The organism is Salmonella sp. K21076, from assembly GCF_039650795.1.
GTDB classification, from domain to species: Bacteria; Pseudomonadota; Gammaproteobacteria; order Enterobacterales; family Enterobacteriaceae; genus Salmonella; species Salmonella enterica.
In genome coordinates this window covers 100,602-119,980 of record NZ_JBCLYA010000045.1, presented here as the reverse complement: position 1 = coordinate 119,980, position 19,379 = coordinate 100,602, and the positions used below count along the sequence as shown (strand labels likewise).

1 protein-coding gene and 3 pseudogenes are annotated in these 19,379 nt (G+C 56.9%); all 4 read right to left on the bottom strand.

Annotated features, from left to right (window positions below; translation table 11 throughout):
• Nucleotides 1-99: 99 nt before the first annotated feature.
• A pseudogene (locus AAYN39_RS13365) lies at nucleotides 100-5,056 on the bottom strand (autotransporter outer membrane beta-barrel domain-containing protein).
• A 430-nt stretch (nucleotides 5,057-5,486) separates the two neighbouring features.
• Nucleotides 5,487-5,588 (bottom strand): annotated as a pseudogene (locus AAYN39_RS13360) (IS1 family transposase); the annotation flags it as partial.
• Nucleotides 5,589-12,856 (bottom strand): annotated as a pseudogene (gene ratB, locus AAYN39_RS13355) (DUF823/DUF824 repeat adhesin RatB). It lies immediately after the preceding pseudogene.
• A 111-nt stretch (nucleotides 12,857-12,967) separates the two neighbouring features.
• Nucleotides 12,968-19,360 carry a DUF823 domain-containing adhesin gene (locus AAYN39_RS13350; RefSeq protein ID WP_000375801.1) on the bottom strand — a complete coding sequence of 2,131 codons (6,393 nt, stop codon included), beginning with the start codon at nucleotides 19,358-19,360 and terminating at the stop codon, nucleotides 12,968-12,970.
• Nucleotides 19,361-19,379 lie beyond the last annotated feature (19 nt).

Below are 19,379 nucleotides of genomic sequence, written 5' to 3'. Positions count from 1 at the left end.
CGCGCCACGTCGGATAAGGTGTAGCCACAATCCGACGCTCAACCGGTTTGTCATTCGCCTCAAAACCGGGCAGGGAATACCCGCCCGGTTTTGTCTAACTTACCAGTTATAGCGCAGATTGAGGCTACCGTTCAGATCGCCAAAGTCATTGCTGCCAGTCTGCCCGGCAACCTGAGCGCGAACGCTCCACTGCTTATCGATATCTGCCTGCAGACCCACTTTCAGCTCCGCACGGTTAGCCGGAAGATCCTGTTTCACCGTGGCATCATCAAACGATACCGACACATCATCGCTGGTGTGCAGCCAGTTGGCTTCAGCAAACGGCTGGATAACCGTACGGCTGCCTTTGTACAGCTTGCCGTCAACACGCAGACCCAGGCGCGTTGTCCAACTGTCGCCATCCTGACCGTCGATCCGGGTGCCGTAGTTATCCTTCACGCTATCCGCTGAGTAGTTCTGCCAGACAACCTGCGCCTGCGGCGTCAGACTGACAGTATTACCGTTGCTAAGCGCAATATCGTAGCGATAACCGGTTTCCAGCGAGACAGCATTAGCGGTTGAATCATAAGATTCAGATCCCGCATCACCGCTCTCTACGCTGTTGTTGTAGAAACCATATTGGTACCAGCTGTCGACATACGCGCCGCTATGCGTTTGGGCATCGGCAAACCAGGTGGCATAGACGCCAAGGTTGTAGCCGTCTACGTTGGCGCTGCTGGTGAACTGGCTACCGTCTGCGCCACGGTTACCGGTGCTGTCGGTATCGGCGTTGATGTAGCTCGCTATGACGCCAACGGTAATGCTCTGTTGGCCGTTACCCCAAGCCAGAATGTCGCCGCCTAGCTGGAACTGAGAGTAGTTGCTGTCCATATCGATATTACCGCTGACAGCCTCTGATTCCGCTTTACCCGCTTTGAAGCGTGCCCAGACGCTGCCATCAGCGTTACGATACTGGCTGCCCTCGCGGTCATAGAGGGTCTGTCTGCATTTGCAGGTTGCGCGCCATCCACTGGTTGCCCATGTACGCGCCGATATCCGCACGGTACTGTGGTGCGACATCGCCGCCGTCGTCCGGAGGCGTGACATCGCCACCGTCGCCGCCGTCGTCCGAAGGCGTGACATCGCCACCGCTGTCGTCATCATCAGACTGTGCTTTTGACGCCAGATACCAGTCGTTGTCACTTTCATTCCAGTACAGACGGTAGGTATACAGACTGGCGTTTACCTCATTTTTTAACACAAACGCATCGCTGGTCGATACGCCGCCAACATCCACCACTTCGATACCGTTAGTGGTCTGCGCCCCATCGCCGATGCCGTTGATGTACAGATCGGTGGTGCCGGAGGCATCGCCGGTAATGACCAACTTATCGGTCGCCGAATCATCGTCGCCCAGGACGGTATTCAGGTAAAGCGAGCCGCCGTTGCCGGTTTTATCGCCCAGTACGCTGGTGACTTCAAAGCTATCGCCTGCGCCCAGAGTGAAGGTGCCGTGTGCTGGCGTCGCTGACGTGGCGGTCGCATTCCAGCTCAGCCCTTCGGTAAGCAGGTATTCAGACTGGTCTTGAGGATTGATTGTTCCGGTTACGGTCAGATAGTCCGGCTTGTCGGTGAGGTTCATCGTCAGGCTGGTAAAGTCGCCGCTGATATCGCTGTCCATATCCATCAGTTTAAAGGACTGGAACTCCGCGTCGGAGGCGCGCGCTTGTAGGCTGGCGTCGCTGACGACCAAATCACCGCCAAGCGTGGCGCTGCCACCGGTAATCAGCGGTTGCGCTGAGTCACTATTCAGCTCAACGTTCAGCGTACTGCCATCTTCCTGAATTAACGCGCTGTCGCCGAGATCCAACGAGGTGCCGAGCGCCAGTTGGGTCGTCGCGCCGCCATGAGTGGTGATGCCGCCCACCGCGCTGACTTCACCGTCTGCGTCCAGTACCAGCGTGGCGTTATTGTCCACCAGACCGGTGCCCAGCGCCGTCGTGCTGGCGGCGACCAGCGTACCTTCATTGATTGTAGTGCCGCCGCTGTAGTCGTTGTCGCCGGAGAGGATCAGCGTGCCTGCGCCTTCTTTGGTCAGCGACTTACCGTCCCATGTGCTGCCCGGATCCAGCGCGTCATCAACATCTGTCAGTTTAGCCGCAACGTTAAAGCTGCCGTCAGGGTCACTTAGCGTAAAGGTGCCGTGGGCGTCGGTAGAAGCGTTGTCTCTGTCCGCATACCAGGAGAGGGAGGCCGTCAGATCATAGTTTGTGCTATCTGCTTCGTCGACTTTTCCGTCGATGGTCAGGAAGTCAACATCTTCGCTATTCATTCCCGCGACGGTCAAATCATTGAAATCGGTCGTAATGGCGCTGTCGCTGTCAATCAGCGTGTAGGTGTATGCCTCAGGCGTCCAGCTGTCTGTGACGTTGCCGATCCCGGTAATGTTGAGCGCACCAGCCAACGAGACGCTGTCAGCGGTAATGGCGCTTTCACCATTAGTCTTACTGAGGTCAATATTCAGCGTACTATCGGCTTGCTGAGTCAGCGAGTCGACGTTGAGCGTCGTACCTTTGGACAGCTCAGTCGTTGCTCCAGACTGGGTCGTGACATTCGCAAGGTTGAATTCGCCCTCCGCGTCCAGCTTCAGCGTACTCGCGTTATCGACATCACCGCCGCCCAGCGCGTTAACGTTGGCGGCAATCAGCGTACCGCCGGAAATAGTGGTGCCGCCGGAGTAAGTGTTGTCGCCGCTTAACGTCAGCTCGCCCGTACCGGTTTTCATCAGCGAACCGTTGCCGGAAAGCGTATTTTCCAGCTCGCCTTCGCCGACCTGAAGCACGCCGCTGTTGGCAACAGCCCCGGTACCCAGCGAATCTGCATGGTCAGCAATCAGCGTGCCGTCGGAAATAGTGGTACCGCCGCTGTAGTTGTTATCGCCGGTCACGATCAGCTCATCGCTACCGCTTTTGACAATTTGGCCCTCGCCGGTCACGTTGTTATCCAGCGTGCCTTGGCTCAACTCAAGCTTTGCGTTTTCTGCAATGGCCACGTCGCCGCTGCCGAGCGCGGCGGCATCATTCGCAGACAGCGTACCGCCGTTAATGTCGGTATTGCCGAAGTCGTTCGCCGTGTTGCTGAGGACGAGCGTACCGTCGCCTTCTTTGAACAGCGTTTTACCGTCCCAGTTGGAGGTGGCCGCGGTTTCATCCAGTTCGCTGGTGACGGTAAAGGTATCGCCTGCGTCAACGGTAAAGGTGCCGTGCGCAACGCGCGCAGATTTTGCGTCCGCGTACCAGCTCAGGCCCGTAGACAACACGTAGTTGGTATTATCATTCGCATCAACGCCCGCGTTGATCGTCAGGTAATCCGGCATAGCAGAGGTGTCGGCATCCAGCGTTACGCTGTCAAAATCGGTAGTAATCGCGGTTTGCGAATCAATTAGCGTGAACGATCCTAACTGCTCGTCGGTTTCGGGCGCGACAAAGGTGGCCGCTGAGCTAAGGTTCAGTGTCCCATCCAGCGTCACGTTGGCGGCTTTGATAATTGGCGAGCTGTTGGCGGTATCCAGCGTCGCGTTTATCTGGCTGCCGTCCTGCAAGGTCAGGGTATTGCCCACCGTCAGCAGCGTGCCTGTCGAACCGCTCTCGTTGTTCAGCGTAATGTCGCCGTTGTTGGTCAGGTTGCCGATGATTGACGAGTCGGTCATATTCCACTGGCTAGTATCGTCGAGCGACAGTGTAGTAAACATCGCATCTACACTACCGGTTAACGTGGAACCCTGGCTTAAAGACAGCGATGACGATGACATGTCACTCTGAACAACGTCACCGTTCAATGTCGTATTGTCGGCCTGAATGACCGCCTTGCTGCCCAGCTTGATCACTGCCGGCGCGTCAAATGCGCTATCGGTTAGCACGATAGGATCGTTAATCGTCGTGCCAGAGTCCACATGCAGCGCAATCGTCTCTGAATTAACCTGTGCTTTGTTAACCGTCAGCGCGTTGATATCATCATACCCACCGCTTTTACCTTTGCTTGTTATAAAGATGCCGTCGCCGTCGGCGTTGATGGTGGCGCCGTTAATATCCACGCTGGAGGCGAGGATTTTAATACCGATGCCTTTGGAGTTGATGGCCATCGAATCTTTATCATCAGAGATGCTCACCGTTGAGGCGTTTTTCACCTCAATAGCGGCGCCTGTGGCATTATCGTGCGTGACGGTAGAGTTCGTAATATCAAGAACGCCCTTGTTGGACACAAGAAGCGTACTATCCGTACCCGTGGAGCTCATCGTGCTATCGGACACATTCAGCCAGGAGTTGTATGTCGTCTCGCCTACTACGCGCACCTGGCCGTTTGTCAGCGTAATTACGCTCCCGTCCTTAATGTTAAGCGTGCTACCTGATTGTGACACTATGCTGCTACGGCTTTGCGTCGTTGCCGTAACGTCGGTGCCAATCAGGGCAGCCCATGACTCGCCAGAGAGGGTCAGGATGCCGTAATTACTTCCGATCTGGATGCTCCCGCCATTCAGCGTCATGCTGCTTTGCGCCTGGAGGTCGATACCTGCCGTGTAGGTTCCTTCCGTAGAGATCTGCGCCCCGGTCAGGTCAAGTGTTGCGCCCTTGTTGAGGGTAACTGCCGTGGCGATAGCATGAGTTCCCTGAACAGGATCGCCGCCGCCGTTGGTGTTAATCACGACATTTGTACCTGTACCCGACGTTGCCTGCCAGCCCCCTTCGGGCGTTGCAAGGCCTTCGAGGTGCAGTGCAGAACCTTCACCAGTGCCTGAGTAGGAAATCGGCGAATCGTCGCTCAGGTCGTGCTTGACCCCATCGGTGTATGACACCGGATTATCGGCGATGGCCAGCGGGCTGGCAAAGCCAAGCGCGGCAACAATTGCCAGGGCCAGCGCATGGTGTCTTGCCCATCCTGAATCAGGCTTTTTAATAGAAGGGGCGACTTCATTAGCGTGCGCCTGTATTTTAACTTTGCTGTGGCTTCGCGCCAGTTCTGAAGCTACGACATACATATTTCGCACGGCGCTCCAGACGATACTGTAGGTCCTGTTCAATTTTTAAATTTCCTTTTAATAACATTCACGAAGCAAACTTGATTTGATTGGCTGCAAATAGCTTTTAAATGGTGTATATAAATGAGTTAAATAATAAATAACAAAAATATGATTCTATGAATGGTTGCTGTCATCTGTAACAATGTATTATCAAAGACAAATTATTAACTAATTTCAAGCCTTATTTCAATACCAGGTCAGCTTCTGGTTAATTTATAATTAATATGAATATATTTATCTATTTAATAAATATTTATATTATGAATAACATTTAATAATTTCATATATTGAGATAAATAGATACGTGAGATAAAAGGTGTGATTATCATGCGACACCTGGTGTTATTTTGTATATAGGTAGCGCCAGATACCGGGTTACAGAAGGGAAACGGCGCATCTACACACCAGCGGCAAACGGTGATGACTCCAATTAGCAGAACATATACTTTTCAATGAATGCTCCGATCACTTTTTCATGAAGCTCAATTGAACGTGAAAAACAAATTATTTTTCGTGCCAGACGCTTAATACGTTACTCCACGCACGTCGCATAACCTGCTGTACTTGCCGGCTGAATGGCGCAGTTTTGCTGCTTAGTATTCTCATCCACGCCGCAATACATGCCGCCGCCCGAGGTTGATTTAGATAAATAGGGATAGCCCAGCGTCGGCCAGCCTAACGAGCTAATTGAATGATACAGCGTCAACAGGTCGTTATTATCCGGTGCTTTGCTCAGGCTACCGCACTGTTTAGCAATATCCCATTTAGTGTTGTCCACCGTATGCGTCATCGCCCAGTACTCGTTATTTGCATGAACTCCGTTGGTAAATACTGGCGTCACGCCTGACGGTAGCTCAGCCTGCAGCCACGGACGATGCAGCGTTTTTCCGTTGACGGATGTCGTATCCGACATATTTCCCCAGAACAACGCTTTATCCGTATCCGGGCTGGTAAGTACCATAAAAATCACATCCAGTGAGGCGTGAAGAGCCGTATTGTCCGTCAGTTTCACCGTGAGTGGCGTTTTTAACCCCAGACTTTTATCCTGATTAAGCGTAAACGTTGCCGTACCGTCGCTGCCGGTAGTGCCGGTAAAGACAATCCCGGTGGTGGTCATACTTCGGCTGGCGCTTGCGGGAGTCAGCTCTTTAAGCATGAGATCATCTGCTCCGGCATCCGCTGCCACGTCGCCATCCGTTACCACCGTACCTGCCCGATTTTTCGAATCGCCACGTGACAACGTAAAACCGACGTTGGCGACCGGGTTACCGCTGCTATCTTTTACCGTCACCGTTAACGGCATCGCGCTTCCCTTCTCCACTACCGCCGCGTTTTTCGCGCTGTCCATCGCCGTCGAGGTCAGCGTAATATTGGCAGGAGTAGACGTATGCGGCTCGACCAGACACACCTGCGCGCCAGACACGCTCGTGGAACTGGTGTGGCCTTTGGCGCCGGTATCCAGCCGCAGATACTGGTAATACCCGGTTCCAGGCTCCTAGTCCACCGCCAGCCAGCTTTTACCCGCCCCTACCGGCCAGCCGAATGCCGTATTGAGAGCGCTGTCTGGATGGTCGCTATACAGCGTTTGCAGGTCATTAAACAACGGCTGATATGCAGCATCACAGGTGGTCGCGCCCGCTTTCTGGGTGTTCGCGATAGTCACCAGAGGCCATGTTTCGTTATTGTAATAGTAGGTGCCGCTATTCGACGTCATCTCCGCAGCCAGCAGCGGGCGGTGGAATTTCACCCCCGCGCTGTTGGCCGCCGTTTCCGGCATATGGCCCCACATTTTGGCTTTATCGCTGTCCGGGCTGGTAATGACGGTAAAAATGACATCCATATTGCTGACGGTCGGCGGATTGTCGGACAGCATCGCCTGCAGCGCTGTTTTCAGGCCGGGGGTATTATCCTGCGTCAGCTCAAACTGCACCCTGCCGCTCTCATCCGTAGTGCCGTACCAGTACCAGAGCTGCTCCCCGGAATAATGGTAGGCAAATACTTTAGCATCCGCTGGCGGCGCAATCGGCGTTAACAGCATGTCGCTGTTGTTGGTGCTGTCACTACCGCCAGCCCGGTTTTGCGAATAGTTTCCTCGCCCCAGCCGAATGGGCACATTGGGCTACGGCGTGCCGGCGCCGTCCGTGACGGTCACCGTCAGCGGGATTTTATCCCCTTTTTTCGCCAGCGCGGCGGATTTTTCGGCATTCATGGCGCTGGAGGTCAACGCTATCGCCAACACCCTGCGCTTCGCCAGACAGAGCTGCGCCGTTGAGGTATTCGTATTTGTGACCTGCGTAACGCCGTTATTTAGCCTGATATACTGGAAATTATTCGTCGAGTGCGTATCGTTGACTTTCGAATCCCCTGCTCCCCAGTATTTCCCCGCGTCTACAGGCAACCCAAAGGCGGCCGTTAGTCCACCATTCGGATAGTCGTTATACAACGTTTTTAAATCATCCAGCGTCGGCAATCCCAGCCGATCGCACGGGCTGGCGGAGTCCTGATACAGGTTTGGATAGCGGTTCCAGGTGTACCAGTGCTCATTATTTGACAGGAAGGACGTGGTATCCGTCGTTGAAGAAAGCTCGGCGCGCAGCAGCGGCCGCGCAAACTCAACGCCCTTACTGTTGGTAAAGGTTTCCGGCATATGGCCCCAGTATGAGGCCTTGTCGCTATCCGGGCTGGTGATAACGGTAAAGATAGCGTCTTTGCTGTCTGTCAGGTTGCTGCCGTCCATCGTGGCGGCGCTGATGGTGGTCTTTAAACCTGCGGTACTGTCCTGCGCAAGGGTAAATGTCACCTGTCCCTGGGCATCGGTTTGCGCATACAGATATTTCGCGGAGGTATCCAGCAGGTATGTCGCCGGGCCGGACGGCATCACATTACGCAGCGTAATATCGTCTGCAGCGCTTGAGGACGATGTGGCGCTGTTGACGCGGTTGTACGAAGATCCCCGGCTGATTTTCACCATCACGTTTTTCATCGGCTGACCTGCGGCGTCTTTCACCGTGACGGTGGCGGCCATCTGCTCGCCCTTTTTCGCTTTTGCGATCCCGGTGGCTGCATCCTGGCCTGCCAGCGTCAGCGTCAGGCTGGCGGCGGCGCTGCGTGGCGAGGTAAGGCAGGTCTGCATATAGTACGTCGTGGTGCTGGTCGTCGTTTTGACATCATTGCCGTCGTTAAACAGGTTGACCGCCGCGTAGAGCGACTGCGCGCCGTCTGACGACATCACGTAATCCCCCGCCCACCAGTAGCGGCTGACGTTATTGTTGCCAGAACTGGTCATCGGCCAGCCGTTACAACTGCGCATGGCGTTATCAGGCCAGGTACTGTACAGCGTCTGGAGGTTGCTGACGGTGGGCAGATAATTGCGCCCGCAGCCGCCGCCGGCGCCGTTCTAGGCTTTATCGACGGTTATCATGCCCCAGGTTTCGCCTTTGTCGTAGTAACCGTTGGCGATGGTCAGCGATTTGCCGGGCGTGACGCTGAACTCGCTGGCCAGCAACGGGCGCTTGTACACCACGCCGCTGCTGTCGGTCAGCGTTTCCGCCATATGGCCCCAGTAGTTGGCTTTCGGCGTGTCCGGGCTGGTGACGACGGTAAAAATGACCGGTAGCAGCGCGCTCGTTACGCCGTTGTGCTCTATCACCGCCGTCAGCGGCGTTTTAAAGCCCGCGCCGCTGTCCTGGCTGATATTCAGCGTCAGCGTGCCGTCAGCGCCGGTGGCGGTGTAATATTTAACGCCGCTGCTACGCCCGTCGCTGTGGTTTATCTGTATCTCCGCCGCCGACGCGCTATTCACTTCCTGATTCGCGCGCCCGACGCTGTCGCCGCGCGTAAAGATAACCGGCGTGTCGGCGGCCAGGTTGCCCTGGGCGTCCCGCGTGGTGATGATGACCGGGATGGTCTCGCCGACTTTCGCTTTGGCAAATCCGTCGCTGTCGTTATACAAAGGCGAAGTGAGCGTTATCTGCGTCGCCGCCGGATGGGCGTTTTGCAAGCAGACGAAATAGAGTTGTTCACTCCACGCCAGCGAGCTAATACCGCCATCGCGCAGATCAATCGACTTAACGTAGCGGTTTTCCGTACTCCTGCTCAAATCAGCGGTGCTGTTCTGGTAGTTTTTACCATCCAGCGGCCAGCCCTGCTGCGTATTCATGGTGCCGCCGGGCCTGGCGTCGTACAGCGATTGCAGATCGGCAAGTGTCGGTACGTATCCCGCGCCACAGGCGTCGTTCGCCACTTCAAAATCGACGATTCCCCAGGCTTCGTTGTTTTCCGTATTGTCGCCGTGGGTAAAGCCGCTGGCGATTTCAGCCGATAACAGCGGGCGCTTAAACACCACGCCGTTGGCCGCCGTGGTCGTTTCCGGCATATGGCCCCACATTTTGGCTTTGTCGCTATTAGGGCTGGTGACCACAGTAAAAATAGTGTCGATGCTGGCCGTCGCGCTGGCGTTATCGTACAGCGCCGCCGTAATCGCGACTTTCGTCCCGTGGGCATCCGGGCGGGTGACGTTGATGATTTTGCTGCCGTTTTCACCGGTCATGCCGCCGATTTTGGTGGCGGTGTCGTTGAGCGAATCGCCGTCAATCACTACCGCCGAGACGATGCCGTCGCCGCGGCTGAGCACGAACGGCGCTTGCGGCAGCGGATTGCCGCTGGCGTCTTTTACCGTCACTTTAAGCTGGAGCGTATCTCCCTTTTTCACCTTCACCGCGTGTTCGCTGTTCTCGTCATACCACAATGACGTATTCACCGGCTCAATGGTGATGGAGGCTGCCGTCGGGTTATCGCTGGCAAGGCAACTGACGTAATCGGATGCGCCAGCGCCGCCCGGAAATTCGCTACCGTTAGAAAGCGCTATCAGTTTCCACGTTGTGGCGCTTTGCCAGGTGGAGGTCCAGTAATTAATCAGCACCGGCCAGCCGTGCGTGCTATTGATAGCCCCGTCGCGGTTAGCGGCGTAAAGCGCCTCCAGTTGATCGGCGCGCGGCAATCGGTTAGCGGCGCAGCCGCCCGCCGCCGTATTGCCTACCGCATCGGCATGGGTAGCGCGCGCCCAGCTCTCGTTGGCCTCGGTTTGGGTGCGGGTCGCGGCAACCTCCGCCGCCAGTTTCGGTCGCTCAAAGGTCATATCGCCCACCGTGATGGCGTCGGACATATGGCCCCACATTTGCGCATCCGGCGTATCGGGGCTGGTGGGAACGGTAAACTTCACGCTGCGGTTAACGGGGGTGGTGATCAGCGAGTTAACCGGCAGTACGGTCAGCGGCGTCAGCAAGCCGACACCCTGCGGTTGTTCAATGACCAGCGTGGCGTTGCCTGCGGCATCGGTCATGCCCTGGTACGTCATCGACGCCAGGGAAGAGCCGAAAGACGTTCCGCCCATCACCAGCGTTCCGTCGCTGGGATCGGTAAAGCCCGTGGTGGCGTTGGCGCGATTTTTACCGTGCGACATGGTGACGGTAAAGCTGGCGTTGGGCACGCTTAACCCGTTCAGCGCGTTGACGGAATGGACGTTCATCGTAATTTTTTCGCCCACTTTGGCTACCGCATTACGTAACGACTCGTTGCCATCAAAGTACACGTCCAGGCTGGTCACCAACTCGTTACCGGAGCAGGAGAGATAGTTCGGTTCAGCGCCGCTGAACAGGCTGTCCGCGCCGGTCGCCAGGTTAACGTGCGCAGTGGTGGAACCATCGGTATCCGCCGCAATATAGCTATGTTTCTGTGTCGGCCAGCCGTAAGTCGTTTCCATCGTATTGCCGGAATGGGCTTCATACAGCGTATCCAGCAGCAGTTGTCCCGGCACCTGGCCTGCGCCGCACTGGTTTGTCGCTGCCGTCACTGAGTTAAACGTGGCCCAGTACTCGTTATTCTCAAATTCGGAACCGGTATCCTGCGCGGCCTCTTCCGCCAGCAGCGGACGTTTGTAAATATTGCCCGCTTCCACCACGCCCTGCATATGGCCCCACATACGGGCCTGCGTCACGTCCGGGCTGGTGACGACGGTAAAAATCACATTCTGCGTCGCTTCCGTGCCGTCGAACAGCACCACGCGCACCGGGGTTAATACGCCAGCGCCCTTGTCCTGGGTCAGCGCCAGCGAAAACTGGCCGTTGGCGTCGGTGACGCCGTGATAGTGACCGTCGCCGCCGTCCAGATTGGCGATAACTACCGGTTCATCCGTCCACTGATGCGCGGCATCAAGATCGGCGTTCTTCTGATTCTGGCGATTTTGCTCGTCGCCCAGGTAGACATTAAAGTAGCGATAAGGCAGCGGTTTATTGGTGGCGCTGTCGGTGACGGCGATCTTCATGTTGATCTCTTCGCCCACCTTCACTTTCGCCGCGTTGGCCGTCGAATCAAAATTATCGGTGCTAATCACTAATTTCGGCGTGACCGCAGGCGAGGCTTTATCCACACAGCTCACCAGCGATTGCGTGGCGTCCGGCATCTGCGTAAGGGCGCGGCTGCGCATATCAATGCTGATGTGGTCAGTTGCGCTCGCCCCCTGTGAGGAGGACCAGTGCTCTTCGTCACCGGATGTCACCCCACCGGCCAGCCGAGAGTGGTGGCTAAATCGCCGCGCTCGATTTTTAACCCTTCCAGTTGGCGCGCATCCGGCAGAATATCGCAGTGTTTATCCGCATGGCCCCAGGTGAACTGCGCCCAGTTTTCATTATTGATACTGGCGACGCGGTCTTCGCCCTCGGTTTCCGCCGCCAGTTTGGGGCGGTCAAAAGTGTAGCTTGCGCCGTCCACCGTGGCGGTGGAACTGTCCGCCATATGGCCGTACATGTTGGCGCTGCTGCTGTCCGGGCTGGTGAGGGTGGTAAAAATCACATCCGCGCTGGCTTTCAGCGCAGGCGCGTTCGACGGGTGCGCCATCAGCGGGGTTTTAACGCCCGGCCCGTTAGCCTGGGTGACGGTCACCGTCGCCACCCCTTCCGCGTTGGTCGTGCCGTGGTATTCGGTGGCAGTGGTGGTGAGTTCGGTGTTGCCGACGCGTACCGGCGCGGTATTGTTCACCACGCCCTGGCGGTTTTGCGCATCGCCGCGGGTAATCACAAACGCGATATTGCCCGCTGGCTCACCGTTACAACCTTTGGTATTCACCGTCAGCGTGATGCTTTCGCCCGCTTTCACCTTCGCGGCGTTAAGCGACTCATCCAGATGATCGGCGGTAAGGGTTACCGGGTCACCCACGGCGGGCGCGATATCCACGGCAAACTTTTGTTCAAGCACTTCGACCGCCGTGTTATAAGGCACGCCGGTGCGGGTAAGCAACCACAGCGGCGGCATAGCGGTTGAGGTATCCAGTTGCGACCAGACTACCAGATGGCGGCCTGCCATATTTTGCTCACAGAACGTCAGGTTTGCCGACGATTGTGGAGACAGCGGCGTCTCCGGCGTGGCGGCGTCGGCCCATACCAGCGTGACGGAGGGTATCCGTTCACTCTGCCAGACCAGCGGCGGCTCGGCGAAAATATCGCCTTCGGCATCGCGCGGATTGGTTAAGGTCAGCGCGCTGCCGACATCACTGGTGCTGAACTGGCTGGGTTTCGCGGAATAATCGACGGGATTCGCTGCATCAGATCGCAACTGAACGCTGCCCTGATAAACCGGGATCGTCACGCCGTCAGCCAGCGGCGGCGTGCCGTTAATGGCGGCAGTTGAGACGTCAGGCTCCTGCCATGGGGCGCTGCTTTGCGCCGCCTGGGCAAAAAAAGCGGTAACACAAAACAGACATGCCTGTAGCCCGGATAAAAGATGGGTATTCGTTTTCAGTTTCAATGCAGCACCTGGAATACATCCCTTTCTGACTATTCATTCCATCGGCGGTAAAAATGCGAAACGTTTCACTACCGGTACCAACGACAATTTACCGAAACCCAACCATCCCGATCACGGCTGTACAAGACAGGCGGCATAGCCTATCGAGTAATCGCTGCTGGTGGTCGGGCAATGTGTTGTGCCCCCTTTCGCTAACGAAACCCAGCAATAATTATACGTCCCAGGCGTACTGCTAGCGTAAGGCAACGAAACTGTCGGCCATCCGTTAGCGACCGCCATCTGCTCATCGCGTATTTTTTCCAGCACGCCTTTTGCCGGGAACCCGGCCACCCCGCCACAGTTCTTGCTCATATCATAGGTAAGACCATCGGCTTTCGTATAAACCGAAACCCAGGTTTCGTTATTTTCTTTCCGGCTATCCGTCGCGCCAGCAGGCGCTTCTTTCATCAACAAGGGGCGATGCAGCGTCACGCCACCAACCGTCAGCGTATCCGGCATATGCCCCCAGTACTGCGCTTTATCGGTATCCGGGCTGGTAATCACGTTAAAGATCACGCCCAGCGCTGTGTTGGTTGATTGCGTGACATCCCCCGTCGCGCTGGCCGTCAGCTCGGTTTTTAGCCCCACACTGCCGTCCTGGTTCACCGTAAACGTTGCCGTCCCGTCAGCCCCCGTGACGCCGCTAAACACATTGCCGGAAGCCGTCATTGATTTCGTTGTCGGCGACGGCGTCAGTTCCTGCAACGTCAAATCGTCTGCTGTAGTATTCCACGTATATTTAATGTCGAGGCGATCATTCGCATCGCCCCGTTTCAGGGTAAACGGTTCATTCGCTATGGGAACGCCCGCGCGGTTTTTCACCGTCACCGTCAAGGGAATAGCCTCGCCTTTTTTCGCCACCGCCGCGCCTTTCTCCGCATCCATCGCCGTCGAGGTTAGCGTAATGGAGGCAGGGACATTACGCGCATTGACCAAACAGGCCTGCAAGCTGGTGGAGGTTGGCGCCGATATCTGACCGGTTTTCAGGTTTATCGCCTGGTGTGCTTTCGAGCTATTCAGATCGGCAGACCACCAGAGTTTACCGGTTTTCACCGGCCAGCCGAATTGATCCTCCAGCGCGCCGTCAGGATACAGTTGCTGTAGCGCCTTTAAGTCATTCATCAGCGGCATATACTCAACGTCGCACGCAGACTGGCCTGCCGTATACGTCTGTACGCCGGTCGGCGCCGCCCATTTTTCACCGTTCACGGTGATGTAGTTGACGCCCGACGGCGCTTCCGCCTGCAAATGCGGGCGCTGGTAGCGGAGGCCGTCCGGCCCTTCCACGGTTTCCGGCATATGCCCCCAGTAGTTGGCGCTGGCGACGTCCGGGCTGGTAAGGACGGTAAATATCACGTCCTTACTGCTCGTTGCGGTAATGTCATTCGCAACGGTGACGCGGATGGGCGTTTTAAGACCCATAGTATTATTTTGCGACACGCTAAACGTTATTTGCCCCTGGGCGTCCGTTTGCGCATACATATATTTATCCACCGACCCCAGCAAGTACGTCGCCGTACCGGAAGGCTGGATATTACTTAAGGTAATATCGTCCGCGTTGTTGGTGGTATACACGCTCCCCGCACGCGTCAGCGCATCGCCGCGCGTGATTTTCACCGTCGCGTTGCTAACAGGCTGCCCGGCAGCGTTCGTCACCTTCACCGTCATGGGGATCGTTTCGCCTTTTTTCGCCACGGCCGCCGATTTGTCCGCGTTCCAGGCGTCCGTAGAGAGCGCGATATTCATCTGGCGCGGTTTGGTCAGGCAGAGCTGGTAATAGTAATTACCCGGCGTTCCCGACATGGAGTAATCTATGCCCGTACTGAGATCGATATATCGCCAGTATATGACTTGACCTTGCAGCAGGCTGTCGCCCGCCCACCATTTCTTCCTGACGGGTAAGCCTATGTCGGTCGTGACCTTGCCGCTGGGGTGATCGCCGTACAGCGCCTTGAGATCATCCAGCGTGGCCATCTGATTTATCGAACAGGCGCCATAATTACTGGTATCAAAATTATTCACTATAGGCCAGTTTTCATTTGTGTCGGCATAGCTCTTCACACCTAACGTCGACGCCAGCTCGCTATACAGCAGCGGGCGCTTAAACTCCGCGCCGTTGCTGGCGGTGAAGGTTTCCGGCATATGGCCATACATATTGGCCTGCGGGCTGTCCGGGCTGGTCACGGTGGTGAACACCACCGGCAGCGTCGAGGTTACCGTCGGCGTGTCGGTCAGGGCTGCGGTTATCACGTTTTTCACCCCCGGCCCTGCGGCCTGCGTCAGCGTGAGGACCGCCGTGCCGTCCGCGCCGGTGGCACCGTAAATAGTGTAGCCATTATAGTAGAACTGTTGCGCCGAACCGGTGGGCGGCGCCAGCATCATGTTAGTGCTGCCGGTAAAGGTATAGCTGGTGTTGCGCGCCGTCCCGGCGTCGCGTATGAGGGAAAATGGCGTATAAGGCACCGGGTTGCCCGCCGCATCGGTGGTGGTGATCACCAGCGGAATCGAGTCGCTGTTTTTTGCCTTCACCGCCTGGATATCGCTATCCGTCGCCAGCGTAGAAGTGAGGGTAATCCGCCCGGCCAGAGGCTGCGGCGTCGCGGCGCAAATCTGGTATTGCCTGTCGCTATCACTAATATTGGGAACCTTCCGGTGCGCATCATCATTCAGATCGACCGTGTAATAGTCATAGGGTGGCGCGCCGGGGGTGATTGTCCCGGCGTTTGTGCCGCTCCAGTAAGAACGGATGATCGGCCAGCCCTGGGCGGTTTTTATCGCTCCGTTCGGGTATTTGCTGTACAGAGAATCCAGTTGCTCAACGGACGGGAAATACCCCTTGGAGCAAGCTTCCGGACTAACGGTTTTGGTCGTATTCGGCCCATAGAACACCACCCAGCGTTCGTTGTCTTCCGGGTACTCCGCAGCACCGGTCTTGCTGGCCAGTTCATCGTAGAGCAGCGGGCGCTTGTACACCGCGCTATCCGCAGCCGTCAGCGACGGCGTCATATGCCCCCACATGCGGGCGACGCTGACATCCGGGCTGGTGACGACGGTAAAGATGGTGTCGATGCTGGCGCTCACGGCGACATTTTCATACAACGTGGCGGTAATGGCCGTGCGGGTGCCGTGGGTGTCCGGGCGGGTGACGCTGATGATGCGGGTGCCATCAGGGCCGGTCTGCGACCCCATTTTGGTGGTAGTCCAGGCCAGCGATTCGCCGTCGATCACCACGGGCGTCACGATATTTTGCAAATCGGAGCCGTCCTGGGCGGTGTACTTTTCCCCTTTGCGATCGTAGCCGTCGCCGCGGGTGAGCACAAACGGCGCTTCCGGCACCGGTTTGCCGCTGGCGTCCTTCACCGTCACCTTCAACTGTAGGGTATCGCCCTTTTTCACTTTCAGCGCATGGACGCCACTGCCGTCGTACCACTGCGACGGATCGACCGGTTCAATGGTGATGGCGGCTGGCACCGGGTTATCGCTGGCCAGACAACTGGTGTAAACCGAGGTGTTGCTGCCCGGAAATTCACTGCCGCTCGCCAGCGCGATCAGTTTCCAGGTGGTGGCGCTCTGGTAGGTGGACGACCAGTAGTTAATTAAGGTTGGCCAGCCCTGAGTCTTTTTCATCGCGCCGCCGCTGTTGGCGCTGTATAACGCCTCAAGCTGGTCGATACGCGGCAGGCGGTTCGCCGCGCAGCCGCCCGCATCCGGGTTGCCCGCCGCGTCGATATGGGCCACGCGCGTCCAGGTTTCATTGCTCTCTTCCTGAGTACGCAGCGGGCTATTTACTTCACTCGCAAGCTTAGGCCGCTCAAAAGTCCAGTCGCCGACGGTAAGAGTGTCGGCCATGTGGCCCCACATTTTGGCTTTTACCGTGTCCGGGCTGGTGGCGACGGTAAACTTGACGCTGCGGGAAATCGGCGTCTTGATTAATGAATCGACGGGCGCGATGCTTAACGGCGTCAGTAGCCCCACGCCCTTATTCTGGGTGAGGATAATGGTCGCATCGCCGTTGGCGTCGGTGATCCCGTGATAAACCTGCCCGGCAAGGTAGCCCACGCCGTCAAACTGCATCTCGCCGTTGCTGGGATCGGTAAAGCCGGTCGTCAATCCGTCGCGCCGCTTGCCGTTCGCCATGGTGATGGTGAAGTCGGTATAGGCAATCGCCATGTCGTTAAGGGCGTTGCGCGAATGAATATTCAGCTTAATCTGTTCGCCGACTTTGGCGGTCATATCAGCATTTTTAGTCGTTGGGTCGTCGTTGAAGTAGACGTCCAGCACCGCCACCATTTCATTGGCCGAGCAGGTCAGGTAGTTCGGCTGATTGGTAAATTTGTTGCTGTCGCCGTTTGCCAGGTTGACGTGTACCGTTCCCGAGGCGTCGCTATCCGCGGCGATGAAGTAGTCTTCGGTCGGCCAGCCGTGTTCGATTTCCATCTTGCCGCTGGGGTGCTCGCTGTATAAATGCGCCAGCGATGACTGATCCGGCACCTGGCCGACGCCGCACTGCGCGGTGGCCGACGCCACGGAGTTAAACGTCGCCCACTCTTCGTTGTTTTCGCTGAACTGACCGTCTTTATGGCTGGCTTCCACCGCCAGCAGCGGGCGTTTATACAGGTTGCCGGCATCCACCACGCCGCGCATATGGCCCCACATGTTGGCGCCGTCCACATCCGGGCTGGTTATTACGGTGAAAATGACGCTAAAGGGCAGCTCGACGTTGCCGCCTTCATCGTCCGGCATCACGATGCGGATGGGCGTCTCGCCCCCCATGCCGCTGTCGTGCTGTAGCGTCAGGTGCGCCTGACCGTTGACGTCGGTCACGCCGGTATAGTGTTCCGGCGAAGAGGCGCGCATATCTTCGGAGCTGACGGTAACCCGCTGGTTATCCCACGCGTCCTGATGCTCCCCTTTGCGGTTTTTCGCCGGGTCGATAAACAGCTCCATGTAACGGTAAGGCAGCGGTTTTTGCGTGTCTTTATCGACTACCGTCATGACCAGATCAATCGATTCCCCCACCTGCGCCTTATAAGGCCCCTCCGGAGAGAGGGTAATCTGCGGGTGCGCCGCAGGCTGGGCTTTATCCACACAGCTAACCAGCAGCGTATCGCTGTTGGGCGCTCTGACGACCGACGCGCTGTTCATATGCACGGCAGCGTGGTAGTTGTTCATCTGATCTTTGGTTGACGACCAGTATTCCGCATCGCCCGACGCCGGCCAGCCGGTGTACGTTGCCAGCGTACTATGCGCATGTCTTAGCGCCACCAGTTGTTCGGCGTCCGGCAGAACGTCGCAATGGTTATCCGCGCCGCTCCAGGTAAACTGCGCCCAGGTTTCGTTAGTATCGTTGACGCTTTCGTCAGCGTTACCCGCCTCCACCGCCAGCTTCGGTCGAGTGAAAGTGTAGGTCGCGCCGTTCAGCGTGGCGCTGGCGCTCTCCAGCATGTGGCCGTACATGTTGGCCTGGGCGGTGTCGGGGCTGGTGATGGTGGTGAAAATAACGTCCACGCCGTCCGTCAGCGTAGGATAACTTTGCGAAGCGACGATAAGATGCGTTTTTACGCCGGGGCCTTCATCCTGCGTCACCACCACAGTGGCTTTACCCTCGGCATCGGTGACGCCGCGATACTCCGTTTGCACGGTCGTTAGCTCGGCATCGCCAACGTGCACCGGGTTAGTGTTATTGACCACACCCTGACGGTTTTTGGCATCCTCACGGCGGATGACAAACGGCGCATTTTTCACCAGTTTGCCATCACACCCTCTGGTCGTGACGGTGAGGGTGATGCTCTCTCCTACTTTCACTTTTGAGGCTTTAAAGCTGGCATCAACATGATCGCCGCTGACCGACACGGGATTGCCTACTGCCTGGGCAATATTGACAGTCACTTTCGGGCTGAGCAGCGGGATGGCCGCATTATTCGGCACGCCGGTGTGAGTATAGAGCCACAGCGCGGGGACGGTCGTTTCATCGTCTGGCTGCGGCCAGACAACCAGTTTCCGTCCGGCCAGGTTCTGGGCGCAAAAGGTCTGGTTAGGCGTCGGCTGCGGCGAAAGCGGCGTGTCGGGCGTGGCGGCATCGGCCCATAACAGGCCCACGCTCGGCGGCTGTTGATTTTCCCAGGCAATGGTCGGCGGATCGCTAAAGAGATCGCCTTCGGTATCGGTGGAATTGACCGCACGCATCGAGGTTGAGGTGGCATCCGCGCTAAAATCGCGCGGCATGGCGGTAAACGCAACATCGTAGGTTTTGGTCGGGTCAAGCAGCATACTTCCCTGATACACGGGAATAATCGCGCCGTCGGCGCGGGGCACGGTGCCGTTAACTGCGGCAGTGGCTGAGTTCAATTCTTGCCAGGTCCCGCCTTTCAGTAAGGCCTGCGCAGGCGCGATCGACGCTACAAACATGATCAGTAATGTCAGTAAGAAATGTACAACTTTATTCACTTGCCGATTCCTGTCCATGAGCGATAGCCACCCGTTT